Source organism: Gracilibacillus sp. D59, assembly GCF_052246695.1.
Lineage (GTDB): Bacteria > Bacillota > Bacilli > Bacillales > Amphibacillaceae > Gracilibacillus.
In genome coordinates this window covers 61660-81808 of record NZ_JBQQCK010000010.1, presented here as the reverse complement: position 1 = coordinate 81808, position 20149 = coordinate 61660, and the positions used below count along the sequence as shown (strand labels likewise).

Annotated in this window: 12 protein-coding genes; all 12 read left to right on the top strand. The window is 36.9% G+C overall.

The window, feature by feature from the left end:
* Nucleotides 1-56: 56 nt before the first annotated feature.
* The 12 genes from ACTWP4_RS16330 to ACTWP4_RS16275 all read left to right on the top strand — a co-directional run bounded on the left by ACTWP4_RS16330 (nucleotide 57) and on the right by ACTWP4_RS16275 (nucleotide 20109).
* The gene (locus ACTWP4_RS16330) at nucleotides 57-842 is read left to right on the top strand and encodes a Nif3-like dinuclear metal center hexameric protein (protein ID WP_443129852.1); all 786 of its coding nucleotides are present in this window, start codon (nucleotides 57-59) and stop codon (nucleotides 840-842) included.
* Nucleotides 843-1051: 209 nt separating this feature from the next.
* Complete coding sequence (locus ACTWP4_RS16325; RefSeq protein ID WP_443129851.1) at nucleotides 1052-3847, top strand: glycoside hydrolase family 3 C-terminal domain-containing protein; 2796 nt, start codon at nucleotides 1052-1054, stop codon at nucleotides 3845-3847.
* Nucleotides 3848-3852: 5 nt separating this feature from the next.
* Nucleotides 3853-6117 carry a glycosyl hydrolase family 95 catalytic domain-containing protein gene (locus ACTWP4_RS16320; protein WP_443129850.1) on the top strand — a complete coding sequence of 755 codons (2265 nt, stop codon included), beginning with the start codon at nucleotides 3853-3855 and terminating at the stop codon, nucleotides 6115-6117.
* A 215-nt stretch (nucleotides 6118-6332) separates the two neighbouring features.
* Nucleotides 6333-8141 (top strand): cache domain-containing sensor histidine kinase, encoded by a 1809-nt coding sequence (locus ACTWP4_RS16315; RefSeq protein WP_443129849.1) that lies wholly within the window; start codon nucleotides 6333-6335, stop codon nucleotides 8139-8141.
* The gene (locus ACTWP4_RS16310) at nucleotides 8142-9626 is read left to right on the top strand and encodes a response regulator transcription factor (RefSeq protein ID WP_443129848.1); all 1485 of its coding nucleotides are present in this window, start codon (nucleotides 8142-8144) and stop codon (nucleotides 9624-9626) included.
* Nucleotides 9627-9638: 12 nt separating this feature from the next.
* Nucleotides 9639-10328: a YesL family protein gene (locus tag ACTWP4_RS16305; RefSeq protein ID WP_443129847.1), complete on the top strand. Its 690-nt coding sequence runs from the start codon at nucleotides 9639-9641 to the stop codon at nucleotides 10326-10328.
* Nucleotides 10315-11664 (top strand): DUF4340 domain-containing protein, encoded by a 1350-nt coding sequence (locus ACTWP4_RS16300; RefSeq protein WP_443129846.1) that lies wholly within the window; start codon nucleotides 10315-10317, stop codon nucleotides 11662-11664. Before ACTWP4_RS16305 ends, ACTWP4_RS16300 begins: the two co-directional genes overlap by 14 nt.
* 502 nt (nucleotides 11665-12166) lie before the next feature.
* Entirely contained in the window at nucleotides 12167-13054 is an 888-nt protein-coding gene (locus ACTWP4_RS16295; RefSeq protein ID WP_443129930.1) for an ABC transporter permease, read from the top strand.
* 21 nt (nucleotides 13055-13075) lie between these two features.
* Nucleotides 13076-13960: a carbohydrate ABC transporter permease gene (locus ACTWP4_RS16290; protein WP_443129845.1), complete on the top strand. Its 885-nt coding sequence runs from the start codon at nucleotides 13076-13078 to the stop codon at nucleotides 13958-13960.
* Nucleotides 13961-14010: 50 nt separating this feature from the next.
* Nucleotides 14011-15696 carry an ABC transporter substrate-binding protein gene (locus ACTWP4_RS16285; RefSeq protein WP_443129844.1) on the top strand — a complete coding sequence of 562 codons (1686 nt, stop codon included), beginning with the start codon at nucleotides 14011-14013 and terminating at the stop codon, nucleotides 15694-15696.
* Nucleotides 15697-15889: 193 nt separating this feature from the next.
* The gene (locus tag ACTWP4_RS16280) at nucleotides 15890-17590 is read left to right on the top strand and encodes an ABC transporter substrate-binding protein (protein WP_443129843.1); all 1701 of its coding nucleotides are present in this window, start codon (nucleotides 15890-15892) and stop codon (nucleotides 17588-17590) included.
* 491 nt (nucleotides 17591-18081) lie between these two features.
* Nucleotides 18082-20109, top strand: a complete 2028-nt coding sequence (locus ACTWP4_RS16275) for a beta-galactosidase (RefSeq protein WP_443129842.1) — start codon at nucleotides 18082-18084, stop codon at nucleotides 20107-20109.
* Nucleotides 20110-20149 lie beyond the last annotated feature (40 nt).

Below are 20149 nucleotides of genomic sequence, written 5' to 3'. Positions count from 1 at the left end.
AAACTAGGCGACTTCAATTTTGCAGTTGAGTAAGAAATGAGAAAGGTGAGGAAATTATGATTACTGTACAGGATGTTATCGATCAGCTTGAAGAGGGGGTTATGCTTGACTCGTCAACTGTTGACGGGTTGATGTATGGGGATAGTAAAGATGAAATAAAGGGGATAACAGTTAGCTTTATGCCCAGTATTGACGTGATTAAAAAAAACGTTGATCTCAAAGCGAATTTATTGATCACACATGAAGCCCTTTTTTATCAACACCATTCTAATCAAGCGTTAGAAAAAAATAATAGCTTAGTAGAAGAAAAGAAATCAATCATTGAACAAACGAACCTAGCTATCTATCGCAACCATGATGCGATTCACCGCTACCAACCGGACGGAATCACACATGGCTTAATAGCAGAACTGGATTGGCAACAGTATGTAAACGAGCAAGAGTCAGCCTACAGTATTCTTCATATACCGAATTCAACACTTGCTAAGGTTGCCACCCAAGTAAAACAGAAATTAGGTATTAATTATCTGCGCTTTGTTGGCAACAAAGACATGAAGTGTGAAAAAATAGCTGTACTAGTGGGTTACCGTGGGAACGGACCGACAACTATTCCTTTGTTAGAAAAGGTTGACCTTGTTATCTACGGAGAAGGTCCGGAATGGGAAACTCCTGAATTTGTCTGGGATGCAAGCCAGCTAGGTGTTCCTAAAGGATTAATTCAACTTGGACATGCAGAGAGTGAGGATCCAGGTATGAAATGGTTGGCTAACCAATTAAAAGATAGATTCCCATCGATTCCAGTTACCTTTTTACCAACGGTAAGAAGATTTCAATTAATCTAAAAAGAATCACGAATAACGCTATTTTTATGTCAAATCATATCCAATGACAAATGGTATTCCAATTATGGAATGTCATTTGTCATTGCTTTTTTAAATTAATTTATTTATAATAAACGTAATTTAATATTAAGTTCACATAACTTTATAGGAAAAAGGGAAACCGTTTTCCTATTTGTAAGACCTCCAAATCTTAGAAAAGGTGTGATTTTTTGAGTATAGTAGAAAAGATTCAATCACCATCTTTATCGGTAGAAAAACGTTTATCGACATTAATGAAAGCGCTAACGGATGATGAAAAAATATCTCTGCTGAGTACACAACAAAGCGAGATACCAAGATTAGGTATTAATGCTTATGCTGTCGGAGGAGAAGCAGCACATGGTGTAGTTGATCGAAAAGGAGGAAAGGCGACAGTTTTTCCACAGCCAATCGGATTATCAAGCACTTGGAATAAGGCATTGATGCATCAGGTAGGTAGTGTGATAGGAGATGAAGCAAGAGTTTTCTATCAGCTACAAAACGAGAAAACAGGCCTTACGTTATGGGCACCGACGATTGATATGGAACGTGATCCTCGTTGGGGACGGACAGAAGAAGCGTATGGGGAAGACCCATATTTAACAGGTCAACTGTCTAAAGAATTGATTAAAGGAATGCAAGGGGAAGATCCTTTTTATGTAAAACTCGTCGCCGCACCGAAGCATTTTTATGGTAATAACCATGAAAAAGGACGCGAAGATACATCGAATAGTATGGATTTACGTAATAGAAAAGAATATTATTTAAAAGCGTTTGAACCGGCCTTTAAAGAAGCGAATGCATTATCGATGATGACTGCCTATAATGGTGTCAACGGAATTCCGTGCATGCAAATACATGAAATAGAAGAAATTGTCCGCGAGCAATGGGGGATGGATGGTTTTATTGTTAGTGATGGCGGTGCATTGACGTTAAATGTGGAAGAGTATCAGTATTATGATACATTTGAAGAGGCCTTAGCAGATGCTTTGAAAAAAGGAATTGATTGTTTCGTAGATCGTAAGGAAATCGTCGAGGAAGCAGCAAAGAGGGCACTGGAAAAACAATTAATCGAGCAGGAAGATATCGACCGTGCTATTCGACGTATGTTAAAAGTACGCTTTCGTTTAGGTCACTTTGATCAGGATCCTAGTAAAAATCCTTATCATAACCTACCGTTAGATCTAATGTGCAGTGAGGAGCATAGTAAGCTTGCTCGTAAAGTTACCGATGAATCGATCGTATTATTAAAAAATGACGAGGGATTTTTACCTTTACGTAAGAATAAATTGGATAAGCTTGCTGTTATTGGGCCGACAGCTAACGATGTTTTTCGTGATTGGTATACGGGTTATCCCCCTTATAAGATAACACCATTAGCAGGTATCAAAAAACAACTCCCAGGTGCAGATATTTCCTATCATGATGGGTTTGATCGCATTGTTTGGAAACCAGAGTTATCAACCAATCATTTAGGAATTAATGATAAAAATCAATGGATCGTTAAGCAAGACGATGAAAGTCATGCTGTTTTAGTTGATGAAGACTGGGGAAATGGCTGGCATGTCTTTAAAAATGTGAAGACGAATCATTATTTGACACAATCGGAAAAAGTAGATACCTTTTCAGCCACAAAAGAAGAAATTTTTGATTGGTTTAACCGCGAAAAAATAAGTGTTACAGCTAATGACCAGGATTTATATACATTAAGAAGTTGGAACGGTTATCCATTAACAGTAGAACAAGATAAAGTGGTGGTACGTGAAAAAGATGCTGGCCTTTTTGAAAAAAAGATTATCGAAAATGGTATTAAAGCAGCTGCAGCACGTGCCAAGGAAAGTGACGTCGCCATTGTTTGTGTAGGAAATCATCCGATGATTAATGGGAAAGAAACAGAGGATCGAGAAGATATTAAACTGGCAGACTATCAACAGCGCTTAGTTCAGGCGGTTTATCATGCAAATCCAAATATGGTTCTAGTTGTAATAGGAAGTTATCCATTTGCAATAAACTGGGAACAAGACCATATCCCTGCCATTATATATAGTTCGCACGGATCACAAGAGCTTGGTAATAGCCTTGCTGCCACCATTTTTGGTGACAACAATCCTTCTGGCAAACTGAGCATGACATGGTACAAGGATGCCAATCGATTACCTGATATTACAGATTATGATATTCGTAAGGGAAAACGAACCTATCAATATGCTGATACTAATATTTTGTATCCGTTTGGACATGGTTTAAGTTATGGTTCTGTTACTTACCAGAATGTTGAGATCGATAAAACGGAAATAGCGGCAAATGAAAAAGTATCCATTACATTTACTATCAAAAATGAAAGTGATTTTAATAGGTTGGAAGTTGTCCAAGTATATGCTTGTGTAACTGGAGGCTACTATCCGAGAGCAAATAAACAATTGGTTACATTTGAAAAAGTCTTCTTATTACCAGATGAGGAAAAACGCATCACATTATCGATTGATGCCAATCAATTAACAGTTTTTGATGTGAGAACGAATCAGTTTGTACTGGAACAAGGTACCGTTCGCTTTCACATTGGTCAGTCAAGTGAGCAAGTTGTTTACACTTCCGCTCCGATAACGATTAAAGGAGAAGTGATCACTGGACGTTCTCTCGAGCAACTTACACCAGCAGAGAACTATGATGATTACGAAAATATTACCTTAACAAAAGGAGAAATGGAAAGACCTTGTGTGACAGCTGATCAGAAAGGTTGGATTTTGTTTCGAAATGTACGACATCAGCCAAGTTCAAAATTGAAGGTAAGAGTAAAAGGCGAGGATGGACTATTAAGTGTTTATGTAAATGACCGTGAAAAGTTACCAGTCACCACGCAAAAAATCGCTGTTAATCAATGGACAGATCAAATAATAGATTTGCATGCACAAAATAGTAAGTCAATCGATATCATTCTGGAAGTTAATCAGCTATCGATCCAATCAATTCAATTAATGGAAGGATGAGTGTCATGCTGCATCAATTACCTAAACGTGGAACCTGGACAGATCAGCCTGCTTCTAAATGGGAGGATGCTTTAGTAAGCGGGAATGGCAGCCAAGGAGTGATGGTATTCGGTAATCCTGTTCATGATACAATCATCGGCAACCATTGCCGACTTTATTTACCACAAGGCAATAGTTACGATTTACCTAATATGGCACCGTATTTAGAAGAAATGCGAAAGATAATCAGGGAACAAGGCTATGAAAAAGCTATATCCTTTTATTATCAAAAGGCAAAAGAACACGGTTATCAAGGATTAACGATGAGTGATCCATCACATCCAGGTTTCCATTTACATATAGAAACCGATCATCAATACTATTCAGATTACAAGCGAAGCATCAATTACGAGACAGGGGAGCTTAGCGTCTCCTATAAGGTGAACGACCAACCATACATGAGAAAAACCTTTGTATCACAAGACTGTAATCAAATCATCCATTATCTAAGTCCAGGTTGTTACACGATAAAATTAGCAGACTATCAACATCCAAAAATGAGTCAAACAAGTATGATCGACGGGGCAACGATTCATACCCATTTTGATTATCGTTATAGCGATGCTGGATATGATGTGTTGATTAATCTGATTGCTGAAGGGGTAAAACCTCTTTCCGATTCGGATGGTTTTGAGGTGAACAGTGAAAAGTCAATCTTGATTCGAATGGAGATTACACCATACAAAAATAGAGCAGAGCGCAAGATTATCAGAAAGCCACTAAGCTATCCAAAAGATTATGCTACCCTTTTTGCTAAACATGTGTCGATACATCAGGAAATGTTTGAACGAGTCAAACTGAGCCTGGCGACAGATCAAGAACGTCAACAATCAATCTGGTCATTAGTAGAGTACGCAAAACAACAGGGGCAGATCACACCTGTTTTGCTGGAAAAAATGTATGATGCCGGCCGCTATATGTATATTTGCAGTGCCGGAGAGTTAACACCGAATTTACAAGGAATCTGGACAGGTACGTTTGATCCGGCATGGAGCGGGGATTTTACTTTTGATACAAATGTCGAGTTGTCGATTGCTGCTGCCCTTTCAAGTAATCTATTAGAGGGATTGCAAGGATATTTCCGTTTAATCAAAGAGTTAATGCCGGGCTTTCGTGAAAATGCACAGAAATATTACGGCGCACGAGGTGTCATGGCAGCGATCCACTCCAGTAACAGTGGAAAACACGTTCATTGGAATGAAGAATGGCCACTACATTTATGGACATGTGGTGCCGGCTGGCTGGCACATTGGTATTATCAATATTACCATTTTACTGGTGATAAGCTGTTTTTACAACATGAAGTTGTGCCGTTTTTAGAAGATATTGTCCTGTTTTACGAAGATTTTCTGACTGAAGATCCTGATGGGACCTATCGTTTTACCCCTTCTTATTCAGCAGAAAATGGAGCGGCCGATAATGCAACACAGGATGTAGCAGTAGCGAAGGAAGTATTAACTAACTTAAGTGAGGCCTATCAGATCTTATGTTATCCGCAAGAAAAGATAAAGAAATGCCATGACATGCGAGATAAAATGCCAGCTTATCAAGTTAATGAAGATGGTGCATTGAAAGAATGGCTAACACCAAAAAAAGGAGAAAATTATAACCATCGTCATTTTTCACACTTGTATCCAGTATTTCAAAGCAGGGAGTTCAATAATGAAACAGACCCAGCAATGTGGCAAGCGGCACAAACTGCATTTGATAAACGTTTGGAAGCATGGCTGTTAAATGAAGAGGCAGACACATCCTCCACACATGGTCGAATGCACTCTGCATTGTGTGCCACCCAATTCCATATGCCAGCGTTAATTGATGACATTTTCCGCTTGCTGATCGATCATAATTGCTTTTATTCTTCTTTAATGATGTCCCATTATAATGAACAGGAGATCTTCAATGTTGATGGCAATGGAGCGTTACCACAAGTCGTTCATGAGATGTTAGTAGATTTTAATAATGGCAGATTAACAGTGTTAGGCGCACTCCCACCTTCCTTGCCAAAAGGGGAAATCAATGGTGTCTGTCTGCCAAATCAAATAATAGTTAAAAGATTGAAGTGGAATATAGAGACAAAACAACTCGAACTACAACTAGTAAGTAAAATCGATCAGGTGGTAAAGCTGTATTTTCCGCTTTATCCAGAGGTAGAGAAAAACAATCAACACATAACATTACAGCAAAATAAACAAGTTTCATTCACAATGAATCTGTACAAGGAGAGTTAACTACAGATTACGGACGGTGTCGTTTTAAATCGGTTATTGCGCCTGTTTATTAGCTGGCTGAATGGATTACTAGAATGATCGGAGTCAAGAAGAAAAAGGTCTGGCAAGTATGCCGAAGAAAAGCTACCATAGATAATAAGAATCTGTTTGAAACGAATAGTGATAATCTTACTAGTGAAATAAGTTGTAAATAGTTGTGACAGGAGGGGTAGCAAATGTATTTAAAGAAAAGAATCATGTCTATGTTTGACCATTTAAAAGTAAAGCATAAATTGTTAGGCATTTACCTGATTGTCACAGCTATACCTATTCTGCTAGTTGGTGCTTATTTGAACTATAGCACGAGAGATATTGTATTGAATCATTCATTAAGTGAAGCAGAATCGAATGTCGATAAACTGGAATTGCGATTGCAAACCATCTTTAACCGTGTAACCAGTATTGCAGATATGGTTTATATTAATCAGAATTTGAAAGAGTTGTTAGAAAATGAGTACGAGTCGACATTAGATATTTATAATGCCTATAATCGTTATCCAGTGTTCGATGATTTTTTGAAATATTATGATGAAATTGAGACCATTCAATTTTACATGAATAAAGATATGATAACAGATTCACATTTTATTTATGCGAACTCATTAGTAAAGCAGCAAGGTTGGTATCAAGAAGCCGTTTCTAAAAGTGGTCGTTTGTCATGGGTCTATATAGAAGATTACTGGACGTCTCAAAAATTATTAGCCTTAACAAGAGCGGTCTATGGACAAAGTAATGAGTTATTAGGGGTATTAGCGATATTTGTTTCTCCAGACATGTTGAAGTCAGTGGTAGAAGGGGAACCATATCAAGCATTTATTACATTAGATCGAGAAACCATTATATATGACACAGAGCGTGAATATATTGGAAAAAAAGCAACATTTTTTGAACAGGAACAGCATGAATTAGGTAATTACGTTCTTGATACAGAGTTCCAAGAAGAACATGTCAAAATAAATGTGCACGACTTTCAACCTGATAAATCATTAGATAATAGTTTTCAAGTATCTTCTGTTATTCCCGTTAATGAAGTGATGAAGGATCCAAATGCCATTTATGCGCGAGGTTTTTTTGTGATTATTGGTGCATTATCGGTATCGATTTTTTTAATAGGTATCTTCATAAGAAGCTTCCATAAACGAATTCAGCAATTAAGACAAACAATGTATCAAGTAGCAAAAGGTAATTTCCAAGTTAAAAAGGTTATAAAAGGACACGACGAAATAAGTGAAGTGTTCCATGATTTAGCAACAACTTCTCAAAGTGTTCAAAAAATCATTGATGAAGTCTACATTCATAAAATCAAAGAAGAAACGTGGAAGCGCAAACAAAAGGAAATGGATTTTAAAATGCTTGCAAGCCAGATTAATCCGCATTTCCTTTACAATACATTAGAAATGATTCGGATGAAAGCGATTTTAAATAAAGATCCGGAAGTCGCAAAAATCGTAAAAATGCTAAGTAAAATGATGCGTTCTGCATTAGAAAGAACAGATCGCCCAGTACCGATTACGGATGAAATAAAACTAATGAATCATTATCTTGAAATTCAAACATTACGTTTTGGTGAGAAATTCAGTTATCAGTTAGAAGTGGAAGATTCAGTGAAAGACTTTTATATTTTTCCGTTATTGATCCAACCTATTGTTGAAAATGCCATTATCCACGGTCTAGAGCCGAAAGAAGATGATGGGTTTATTAAGATAATGATAGAAGAAGAAGATAAGTATATTCAAGTTGAAGTGAAAGATAATGGTGTCGGGATATCAAAAGATAAGGTTATCGAAATCAGAGAGCGCCTAGATGATGAAGATTATTTTTTAGATGGCAATCGTATCGGTTTACACAACGTACATCAGCGGCTAAGACTCTATTACGGTGACAAATACGGGATTGAAATGGAAAGTATTGAAGGTTTAGGAACGACGATGTCTCTCAAGATTCCCAAAATAAAAAATAATCAACATGAGAAGGGGGCAGGTTGAATGTTAAAAGTATTGTTGGTAGACGATGAACCGTTGATAAGAGAGGGACTTTCTTCTGTTATTGATTGGAATGAATACGGATATCAAGTAGTAGGGACAGCGGAAAATGGTAAAGTAGGGTTAGAAAAAATTAGAGAACTAAGACCAGATGTCGTTTTTGTCGATATTCGAATGCCGGGCTTAAGCGGGATTGATATGGTGAAACAAGTGAAAAAAGAAGGCTATCCTTGTAAGTTTGTCGTGCTATCTGGTTATTCCAATTTTACATATGCACAGCAATCGATTCGACTTGGAATGGAATCTTATTTGTTGAAACCAGTTGATGAGGAAGAGTTAATTCCCTTGATTCAACATCTTCAAAAAAAGTGCATAAGTGAAAATCTCCTTCATTCACAAATACACGAATATGAGACAATGACAGAGAAAGAAGAGTGGAAGGAGTTTTTACAAGGGAGAAAAATGAATAACAGTTTGTTGAAACTCTATCAGAATGATACCTTCCATATTGCGAGTATCACATTTATCGACCGCCCGGATAAAAAATGGGTGGAAGAAAAGATAGCTAAAGATCAACTTTATAAATATTTTTGGATCGATCAAGTTATGTATCTTCTATTTAGAGATTGTGAGATTGCTACTATTAAGCGGCTATTTCAATCAGCAAACCGGTTAATGGCAGTCAGACAGCACCAATTTCAGCTGGTGGAAGAAGGTACAACAATTGAAAAATTACCAGAAATCGTCAATCAGCTTAAACAATTGCAACGTTTACACTTCAGTTATGGAAGTAGAACGATTCTTTCTAACGAGGAACTTCTTCCGGAGGATCATTGTTTAGCAAATGATTGGATCGAGGCAGTATGTCGTTCGATTGAGTTTGAAGAAAATAATAAACTTGATTGTTATTTTGTTGAACTAGAAAAGTATTACCAGGCGAACCAGTACCAGTCGCAGCGAATTGTTGCAGAATTAATTGAATTTACAAAAGATATCTACACGAAATTATCTAAAGCCAACACAGATATCCATATACCGTCAAATGAAGAAATGGCAATTATTATTTGTGAGTCTCGAACATTAAAGGAACTACTGTCTTCATTAAAGGATCAGCTAAATCAGACCGCTTCTGAAATTAATGGGTTTGCTTGTAATGCAGAGAATACCATTGAAAAAATCATTGAATATGTCGAAATGTTTTATTATAAAGACTTAAATTTAAAAGTTATTGCTGATTTGTTCAATTACAACCGTTCTTATTTAGGGAAAAAATTCAAGAAGCAAACCGGGAATTATTTTCATCATTATTTGGACATTGTCAGAATGGAAAAAGCCAAACTTTTCTTAATAGAGGAAGATCTGAAAGTATATGAGGTCTCCGAAAAAGTGGGTTATTCCAATAATGATTATTTCTATAAGAAGTTTAAAAAATATGTAGGTGTTAGTCCGAAAGAGTTTCAGAAAAAACATCGGAAACAACACGTTTAAAGGGGAATGTCGATGGCACACACAGTTACAGAAAGACCATTATATATAGCTGTTCAATATTTTTATTATTTTCTTATTACCAATATTCATTTTATGCTGGCAAATGTGTTATTTTTACTAGCTTTTGTTTTTGTTGAAATGTCAGTACAGAATATCATTCTTTTTTATATTGCGTTACTGCCGGCAGGGCCTTCATGGGCTGCATTATACGCATCAATGGGAAAAATGATTCGCGAACGTGATCTAAGTCCGACGAAGGATTTTTGGAAGTATTACAAGAATAACTTTAGAATTGCGACGAAATATTGGCTAATACAGTGGACGATTATGACAATTTTAATTGTAGATATGTATTATGCTAGTCATTATTTAGCGATACTATCTCCGGTTTTTTTGATTTTACTCATTTTTATGTTGTTTCTTATGTTATATGCTTTTCCTATCCTGACAAGGTTTGAGGTGAAATTAAAGAACTTATTTATTGTGTCTATATATGCGATCTTCCGTTACTTTAAAACGACATTATTTCATATATCGACATTGGTATCACTGGCGATTATCTATTATTTTGCTCCGGGTATTACAGTTTGGTTTTGTATGAGTGTAGCAGCGTTTTTTATTATGATTAACATGAAAAAACCGTTTAAATTGATGGAACAAGAATTGGCACAAAGTGAGAGGGATGAATATGAAGAAAACTAGAACATTAATATATGTGATCATAAGTATCATTGTTTTGTCTGCATTGTTATTTATATTGGTAAATGTTAATCAAAATAAAAAAGAAGCAGATGGAACATCAGAACAAATCATTGAAAGCTTTGAACAGGTAACAGATATCCAAGTGTTCGCAAGTGAGAATGTTACTCTAACGAAAAAGAAACAAGGTTGGCAAGTCGTTGATGCGGAGAATGAAGTAGATACGGACAAAATGGAAAGCTTTTTATTAGCAATGGAAGAAATGACTGGGGAAGCAGTTGAAGTGGATAAAAAGAATGTCAATTTAGATTTCCCAAAAGTGACTGTTTCTTTTGCAGATACGGAAGGTAATACACAAAAAATTTCTGTCGGTCAAATGAATGGACAAGGTGATCGATATTATGTCGAGCAATTAGAAAAAGAAAAGATTTACTTGGTAGATCGTTCATCAATTGAAACGATCCCACTAAAACGTACAGCGTTATTAGATACTAAAATTTTAACGATATCAGCTGAAGACGTTACAGGAATGGAGATAGATAACGGAACCGAAGTGATTCAGTTGAGTAAAGAATCCCCTTATTCCGAAAAAGAATCGTTGGCCCATTTAAGTGGCTGGTATATGCATGAACCATATCAAAATGTGTATAGTGTTGCTTTTTCCAAGATGCAGGAAATGGTAGTCGGTATAGATAAACTTGAACAAGTAGAAACAGTTAATGGGGAAGGGGACTATGGCTTTACGGATTCAGACTTCTCGATTGAATTTTCGAATGGTCAAAAGCAAGAAAAACTTATTGTTGGTGATCCAGCGGCGAATAATCAGTATTATGTTCAGATTGATGGAAAACAAGAAGTGTATAAGTTACCGACAAAATTATTAGATCCATACAGTCACCAGGCCTATGATATGATTGATCGTTTTGTTCATATTGTTTCCTTGAATGTAATCGACGAATTATCAATTAAGACTCCAGAAGATAAGGTAACATATACGATGGAGCATGAAGAGACTAATGCAGAAGAGGTCAAAACTACCGTCTTTCATGAAGGAGAAGAGCTGAATACCGAATCATTCAGAGATGGGTATAAACAGTTAGCTGGGCTAACCTTTGATGAAGCATATAATGGGGAAGCGGTGGAAGAAGAACCGGAAGTAACGATAACCTATCTGATTACTGACGAGAACAACGAAATCACTAAAAACACAATCGAATTCAGCTCCATCTCAGACACACACTATGCGATAATGAAAAATAACAATAACCAAATCGACTTCACCGTCCAAAAAGACAAACTGCACCAAGCATTAGAATGGATGATACAAGCTGAATCTTAATGTTTTTTTGTTTTGTATGACTGATAAATATAGATTTGTTGAAAATGTTAGTTTAAATAACAAATCTAAGCTGGTATAAAAAAGATTTGTTGTTTATCTCTATTGAAGATCCTCTGACAGTGGGCTTCTGTCAATTAAGCTATATTTTTAATTTTTGATTTACTTAAACAAGGAACTCGTTTTGAGAAAAGAAACGGGTTCTTTGATTTGAAATTGGATATTTATTCTCATCTCTCTTTTTTACTGGTTTTTATGTCTCGTTTGTTATGTTTTTTAAGAAAGCGGTTTCTAATATAATAAAAATAACTAAAAAAACGCTTTCAATAAAGGGTTGACAGGTTAGGAGAGAGAAAAAATGAGTCGAATCAACAATGCGGCAGAAACACAACCGAATCTACCTGAGTCACACTCACCTTTGCAAACACCAGTGAAGCCAGGTTTTCCTCCCAAAAAAGGAAAAAAACAGTCACCGCAACCAAGTAATAAAGGCTTCTTTAAAAGGATGAGTAAACAAAAGGCGTTATTGTTAATGTCCTTTCCTTTTGTTATCTGGTTAATTATTTTTAAATACATTCCAGTTGCAGGATGGGTGATGGCTTTTCAAGACTATAAGCCACAATTTAGTATTTTTGAACAGGAATGGGTAGGGTTAAAACAATTTAAAGACCTCTTCAATGAACCGATGTTTTACCGAGCATTAGAAAATACATTGGGAATGGGGATCTTAGGACTAGTATTTGGTACATTATCAGCTATTGGATTTGCACTACTCCTCAATGAAGTTAGATTTCTAACATTAAAAAAATGGACTCAGACGATTTCATATTTACCTCACTTCGTCTCTTGGGTAATTGTAGCGAACATTGTTATTACCATGCTATCACCTGAAGGAATCGTCAACAATCTGTTAGTGAGTACAGGAATTCTGGACAAACCGATTAACTTTATGGCACAACCTGATATGTTTTGGGGCGTTGTAACCGTTGCAGATGTCTGGAAAGAGACAGGATGGAATGCAATCATTTATTTAGCAGCAATGGCTGGTGTCGATCCTCAGTTATATGAAGCAGCAAAAGTTGATGGAGCAAGTAGATGGCGTCAAATGTGGCATATTACATTGCCGAGTATTCGCCCTGTTATCATCGTTTTACTTATCTTAAATATTGGCAACTTAATCAATATCGGTTTTGAAAAACAAATGCTATTAGGTAACAATATAGTCGCTGAAAAGGCCTTAGTTATTGATCTATATGCATTAGATTATGGTATTGGAATGTTTCGTTATTCATTCGGTACCGCAATCGGGATATTTAAGTCCGTTATCAGTATTATTCTCATTTTAATTTGTAACGGCTTTGCGAAACGAATAGGTGAAGGGCGTGTATTTTAACAGAAAGGAGATTCTCAGCCAATGAAAAAAAGAAAATGGACGACATTTGATATAGTGCTGACGGTTTTTATGTTATTCATGGTAGTGATAACGTTATATCCGTTTCTTAACATATTAGCAATATCTTTAAATAATGCAGTAGATACAGCTAAGGGTGGAATTCATATATGGCCCCGTGACTTTACATTTGCTAATTATCAAGAGATATTTGGCAGTAATGACCGGTTGCTTCAGGCATTCTTTATGTCAATTTTAAGAACAATAGTTGGAACAATTGCAGGTATTATAGCAAGTACAATGCTTGCTTACGTATTAAGCAGAAGAGATTTTGTATTTAATAGTTTGGTTGGTTTCTTACTTGTTTTAACCATGTTTATAAGTGGTGGCCTCATCCCAGAATATATGCTAATTCGTCAACTGGGATTAATCAATGACTTTGGTGTATATATATGGCCGATGCTTATTTCAGCGTTTAATGTAATCATTATTCGATCATTTATGGATAATTTGCCTACCGCATTAGAAGAATCAGCCAAAATGGATGGTGCCAATGATTTTGTTATCTTTACAAAAATTATAATTCCATTATGTTTACCAGTTATCGCTACGATTGCTCTATTCCTAGCTGTCATGCAATGGAACAGCTGGTTTGATACATATTTATATGCAAGAAGTAGTGAAACTTTAACGACATTACAGTTCGAATTAATGAAGATATTAGATAATGCTAATATCTCAAGTGGAGATATTACATCACAAAATGCCGAAGTAATTGCAGGTCAGACCAATCCGCAATCAATAAAAATGGCAATTACGATTATCGCAACTGTTCCTATCTTAATGGTCTATCCATTCCTGCAAAAATACTTTGTAACAGGGTTAACGTTAGGTGCAGTGAAAAGCTAGGTATTAATGAAAATTAATATATAAATTTATTAAAAATGGGGGTGGAAAATATGAAGAGAAAGCTATCAATTTTTTTATTGTTTTTATTATTCATGGTTGCTGTACTTTCTTTAGTGGCTTGTAGTGATAATTCTGATACAGATACAAGCAGTAACAATGATGGTACAGAAGAAAATAACAGCGATGAGCCACTTACACTAACATTCTTTAACGCTGATGGGGAAGAGAAGTCATTTGACGATCCAGTCGCTCAAAAAATTACAGAACAAACGGGAATTAAATTGGAAATGGATTACCCTGTTGGTGGGAATGATGAAGCGATCCCATTAATGATAGCAAGTGGTGATTATCCAGATTTAATTTTTGCTAAAGGTGATCTTGGTAAATTAATTGAAGCTGGTGGTGTTATTAAGTTAGATGATTTAATTGAAGAAAAAGGTGACAATCTTAAAGCAATGTACGGTGATCAACTTGATCGTCTACGTAGATCACCTGAAGATCCGAGCATTTATACAGTTGGTACTTATGGTGTAACAAATTCAGTTTGGGAATTAGGTGGAACATTTCAAGTTCAATTAGATGTATTACGTGAACTCGGTTACCCGGAAATCCGTACATTGGATGATTTCGAAGCAGCGATTACAGAATACTATGAAAAGTATCCGGAAATTGATGGACAAAAAACAATCCCGTTATCACTATTAGGTAGTGACTGGCGCTGGTTAATTACAGTGGGGGATAAAACATCACAGGCTGCTGGAATCCCAGGTGATGGTCAATGGTCTATTAATGATGAAACGGGAGAAGCCTTATATAAATTCCTCGATCCTGATGTTAAAGAATACTTTAGATGGTTAAATGGAATGAATGCAAAAGGGTTACTTGATCCAGAATCATTCACACACACATACGACACGTATATTTCCAAAATCTCATCAGGTCGAGTGCTAAGTCTTTCGGATGAACCCTGGAATTATGGTGACGCTGAAAAAGCACTCTTACAAAGCGGAATGGAAAACAGAACTTATGCTCCATTACCAGTTACTGTTAGGCCTGACAATGTACATCAAGGCCTAAAAGACTATGGTTTTTCTGGTGGTTATGGTATTGCAATTTCTTCTACTAGTGAACACCAAGAAAGAGCATTTGAATTCTTAGATTGGATGGCATCGGAAGAAGCTCAAATCTTAGTTAACTGGGGTATTGAAGGTGAAAACTATGACATCGTTGATGGTAAACGTGTAATGCAAGAAGATGATAGAGATCGAATGAACACTGATTCAGATTATGGTAAAGAAACTGGTGTTGGTTACTATGTATATCCATTCCCACAATGGGGCAATGGTGCCGTAGATACTACCGGACAACCGATCACACCAAATACTGAGCAAGTTATTATTGATAATTTCCATAAAACTGAAAAAGAAGTTCTCGCTGAATATGGTATAGAAAACTGGATTGATTGGTTCCCACCACCAGAAGAACTAGGTGTTTCTAACCATGGTCAAGCATGGAACTATACAATTGAAACTGGTAGTGATTTAGAAATTATCCAACAAAAAGCCGATGATTTGACTGAGCAAAGAATTACGCAAGCAATCTTAGGAGATCCTGAAGACTTTGATGCAGCATGGGATTCCATGATTGAAGAACTGGATGCCATGGATATTGAAAAAGCAAATGAAGAAATGACTGAAATGACACAAAGCATAATGGAACTTTGGGGTACGAAATAATTATAACTATCTTATTACAGGTTCTTTTTTACTAGTTTTTATAACTCTTTAATCATGTTTTAAAAAAAGTGGTTTCTAATATAATGAATTTATTATAAACACACTCTTAAGGATGGGGTGACAGATTAGAAGAGTGAAAATTGACTCGAATCAACTTATGGTAGATAAATTTATTAAAAACGGAGGGGAAAACATGAAGAGAAAGCTATCAATTTTATCTTTATCCTTATTATTTATGTTTGCAGCACTATTCTTAGCCGCTTGTAGTGATGATTCAGATACAAATACAAGCAGTGAAGATGAAGGTGCAACAGAAGGGAATGAAGGTGATTCATCAAGTGATGAACCACTAACATTGACATTTTTTAGTGCTGATGGTGAGGAAAAAGCTTTTGATGATCCAGTTGCACAAAAAATAACAGAGGAAACAGGTGTAAAATTAGAAATAGACTATCCAGTCGGAGGAAATGACGAAGCGATTCCATTAATGATCGCAAGTGGTGATTACCCTGATTTGATCTATGCAAAAGGTGACATTGGGAAATTAATCGAGGCTGGTGGCGTAATCAAGCTGGACGATTTAATTGAAGAAAAAGGTGAAAATCTAAAAGCGATGTATGGTGATCAACTCGATCGTTTACGTAATTCTCGTGAAGACCCTAGCATTTATACTGTAGGTACTTATGGTGTGGAAAACGCATATTGGCAAACAAGTGGTACGTTCCAAATCCAATTAGATGTATTACGTGAGTTAGGATATCCTGAAATTAATACATTAGAAGATTTCGAGGAAGCTATTACAAAATACTATAAAATGTATCCAGAAATTGATGGACAAAAAACAATTCCATTATCACTTTTAGGTAGTGATTGGCGTTGGTTAATTACAGTTGGGAACCCAGCTGGTTTTGCAGCAGGTCTTCCTGACGATGGTCAATGGGCTGTAAACGACGAGACAGGGGAAACCAAATATAAATTCCTATTACCAGAATTTAAAGAATATTTTAAATGGCTAAATGGTATGAATGCTAAAGGTTTATTGGATCCTGAGTCATTTACACATACGTATGATACGTATATTTCCAAACTTTCTTCAGGACGTGTTTTAAGTATAGCGGATCAGGATTGGAACATTGGTGATGCAGATGCTGCACTTGTTGCTGATGGTAAAGAGTGGAGAACATACGCACCATTACCTGTTACATTAGGTGAAGAATACAAGTCACAAGGTCTGAAAGATTACGGTTTTGCTGGTGGCTGGGGTATTGCCATTTCCTCTACTAGTGAACACCAAGAAGAAGCATTCGAATTTTTAGACTGGATGGCGTCAGAAGAAGCACAGATCCTAGTAAACTGGGGTATAGAGGGAGAAAATTATGATATCGTTGATGGTAAACGGGTGATGCAGGAAGATGATCGTGAGCGTATGAATACGGATAGTGATTACGCTAAAGAAACAGGTGTAGGCTATTATGTCTATCCATTCCCACAATGGGGGAATGGTGCAGTTGACTCGAGTGGTCAGCCTATCACGCCTAACTCTGAGCAACAAATCATTGACAATTTTAACAAAGCAGAAAAAGAAGTAGTTGCTGAATATGGTATGGAAAACTGGACTGAGTGGTTCCCGCCTACTGAGGAGTTAGGCATCTCTAACCATGGTACAGTTGCTAACTATACCATCGAATCGGGTAGTGAATTAGAGATCATCCAGCAAAAAGCAGATGACTTAACCGAACAACGAATTACACAAGCTGTTCTAGGTGATCCAGCAGATTTTGATGCAGCATGGGATTCTATGATTGAAGAGCTGGAAGCAATGAATATTGATAAAGCAAATGAATTGATGACACAAAAAACATTAGATGTAATGGAACTTTGGGGTACGAAATAAAGGGAGGCTTCTAATACCTCACAGATGGTTAGCGTCCGTTAGCTGTTTGTTAATGGACGATTGATCACCGGAGATAATCGTATCTGATGGGCCTGATACCACACAAGTGGCATCAGGCTTCATCTGTTACATATTACTTGCAGGAAGGATCAGTTTTGAATAGGGAAAATGTACCTTTGTTTTAAATAGGGGTGGCAAAAATATAAAATAGGGTGTCTTCAAAAAGATGCTAACTTTCTATTTCAGGATAAGTTTCCGACTAAACGAAATAAGGTAAAGGAATTTAATACCGACTTGTCGAATACAGTAACTGTGATAATTGCTCTAGTTATTAGCCATTAGTGTCCTAACAGGCCATGTACTAAAATGATAGAAAACCTTTCGACTATTCCGCCATGGCCTGATATTGAAGTAGAACTCGCACCATGTAAACACCATAATGATGCAGGTATGCTTGGTGCACTTAATAGATGCTTAGAGGAGGAAACGACATGATACATGAAAACTTACCAAAAATATGGTATGGAGGAGACTATAATCCAGAACAATGGGATGAGGGAACAGTTACGGAAGACATGCGCATGTTTAAGCTTGCAGGTATTGATGTGGCTACCGTTAATGTATTCTCATGGGCGCTAAATCAACCTGATGAGACTACATATAATTTTGAATGGCTAGATGAAACAATTGATCGTTTATATCAAAACGGAGTATATGTCTGTCTGGCAACAAGTACAGGAGCACAACCAGCGTGGATGGCGAAGCGTTATCCGGATGTACGTCGAGTCGATTTTGAAGGTCGAAAAAGACAGTTTGGTGGACGACACAACTCTTGTCCAAATAGCCCGACCTATCGCAAATATGCAGAACGAATCGCGGATAAATTGGCCGAACGCTACAAGAATCACCCTGCTGTATTAATATGGCATGTTTCCAATGAATATGGCGGTTATTGTTATTGTGAAAACTGTCAAAAAGCATTTCGAGTCTGGTTGAAAGAAAAGTATAGAACACTGGAAGAAGTTAATAAGGCATGGAATACGCGCTTTTGGGGTCACACTTTTTATGAATGGGATGAGATTGTTGCACCGAATGGCTTAAGTGAGGAATGGCAAGGTGGACAAAATACTAACTTCCAAGGTATTTCCCTTGATTATCGCAGGTTCCAGTCTGACAGTTTACTGGATGTGTTTAAACTAGAACGTGATGCATTGAGAAATCATACACCTAATCTTCCGATAACAACCAATCTAATGGGTCTGTACCCAGAGCTTGATTATTTCAAATGGGGAAAAGAAATGGATGTCGTGTCGTGGGATAATTATCCTTCAATTGATACACCAGTAAGTATGACAGCGATGACGCATGATTTAATGCGCGGACTCCGCAGTGGCCAACCTTTTATGTTGATGGAACAAACACCGAGCCAACAAAACTGGCAGCCGTACAATGCCTTAAAACGTCCTGGTGTCATGCGTTTATGGAGTTATCAAGCGGTGGCTCACGGTGCCGATACAGTGATGTTTTTTCAACTGAGACGTTCAAAGGGTGCCACAGAAAAATATCATGGTGCGGTTATTGAGCATGTCGGACATGAACATACGAGAGTGTTTCGTGAGTCAGCAGAGTTAGGTCAAGAATTAATCCAATTAGAGGATAAAATTATCGATAGTCGTGTCAATGCCCGTGTAGCAATAGTCTTTGACTGGGAAAATCGTTGGGCAATTCAATTATCGAGTGGACCTTCGATTTCCCTTGATTATGTGAAGGAAGTGCATAAATACTATGATGCTTTCTATCAACGTAATATTCCGGTTGATATGATAAGCGTTGAAGAAGATTTAAGTAAATATGATATGGTGATTGCACCAGTATTGTATATGGTGAAAGAAGGACATGCTGACAGATTGAAACAATTTGTAAAAGATGGAGGGACCTTTGTAACAACATTCTTCAGTGGAATCGTCAATGAAAATGATCTTGTTACACTAGGTGGTTATCCAGGTGAATTACGCGAGTTAGTTGGGGTTTGGGCAGAAGAAATCGATGCTTTAGAGCCTTCCCATACTAATGAAATCTTAATGAACAATACAGTCGGTTCCCTTTCGGGAGAGTATAAATGCAATCTTTTATTTGATCTGATCCATGCAGAAAGTGCAGAAGTTCTGGCAACTTATGATTCCGACTTTTACAAAGGCATGCCAGTGTTAACGAAAAATAATTACGGAAATGGTAAAGCTTACTATGTTGCTTCCAGTCCAGATCAAGCTTTTGTACAAGACTTTATCGATACGATTAGTGCAGATAGTGGTATCGAAGGAGAGCTAAAATCAGCCAAAGGTGTTGAAGTGATCGCTCGTGAGAAAAACGGAGAGAAAATTCTTTTCGTTATGAATCATAACAGCGAAACCGTAACCTTTGACACAGGCGAGACGACATGGACCAACACTTTAACTAGTGAAACTTACCAAGGAAAAACCAAAATTAGAGCAAAAGATACACTCATCTTAACAAATTAAATCAGGACATATCGACAATGTACCGCATGGAGGGGGAATA

What these genes read in the sequence shown, in the direction of transcription:
- ACTWP4_RS16290 (WP_443129845.1), top strand. Translation starts at nt 13,076, where the DNA reads ATGAAAAAAAGAAAATGGACGACATTTGATATAGTGCTGACGGTTTTT.
- ACTWP4_RS16310 (WP_443129848.1), top strand. Translation starts at nt 8,142, where the DNA reads ATGTTAAAAGTATTGTTGGTAGACGATGAACCGTTGATAAGAGAGGGA.
- ACTWP4_RS16315 (WP_443129849.1), top strand. Translation starts at nt 6,333, where the DNA reads ATGTATTTAAAGAAAAGAATCATGTCTATGTTTGACCATTTAAAAGTA.
- ACTWP4_RS16305 (WP_443129847.1), top strand. Translation starts at nt 9,639, where the DNA reads ATGGCACACACAGTTACAGAAAGACCATTATATATAGCTGTTCAATAT.
- ACTWP4_RS16300 (WP_443129846.1), top strand. Translation starts at nt 10,315, where the DNA reads ATGAAGAAAACTAGAACATTAATATATGTGATCATAAGTATCATTGTT.
- ACTWP4_RS16285 (WP_443129844.1), top strand. Translation starts at nt 14,011, where the DNA reads ATGAAGAGAAAGCTATCAATTTTTTTATTGTTTTTATTATTCATGGTT.
- ACTWP4_RS16275 (WP_443129842.1), top strand. Translation starts at nt 18,082, where the DNA reads ATGATACATGAAAACTTACCAAAAATATGGTATGGAGGAGACTATAAT.
- ACTWP4_RS16330 (WP_443129852.1), top strand. Translation starts at nt 57, where the DNA reads ATGATTACTGTACAGGATGTTATCGATCAGCTTGAAGAGGGGGTTATG.
- ACTWP4_RS16320 (WP_443129850.1), top strand. Translation starts at nt 3,853, where the DNA reads ATGCTGCATCAATTACCTAAACGTGGAACCTGGACAGATCAGCCTGCT.
- ACTWP4_RS16280 (WP_443129843.1), top strand. Translation starts at nt 15,890, where the DNA reads ATGAAGAGAAAGCTATCAATTTTATCTTTATCCTTATTATTTATGTTT.
- ACTWP4_RS16295 (WP_443129930.1), top strand. Translation starts at nt 12,167, where the DNA reads ATGAGTAAACAAAAGGCGTTATTGTTAATGTCCTTTCCTTTTGTTATC.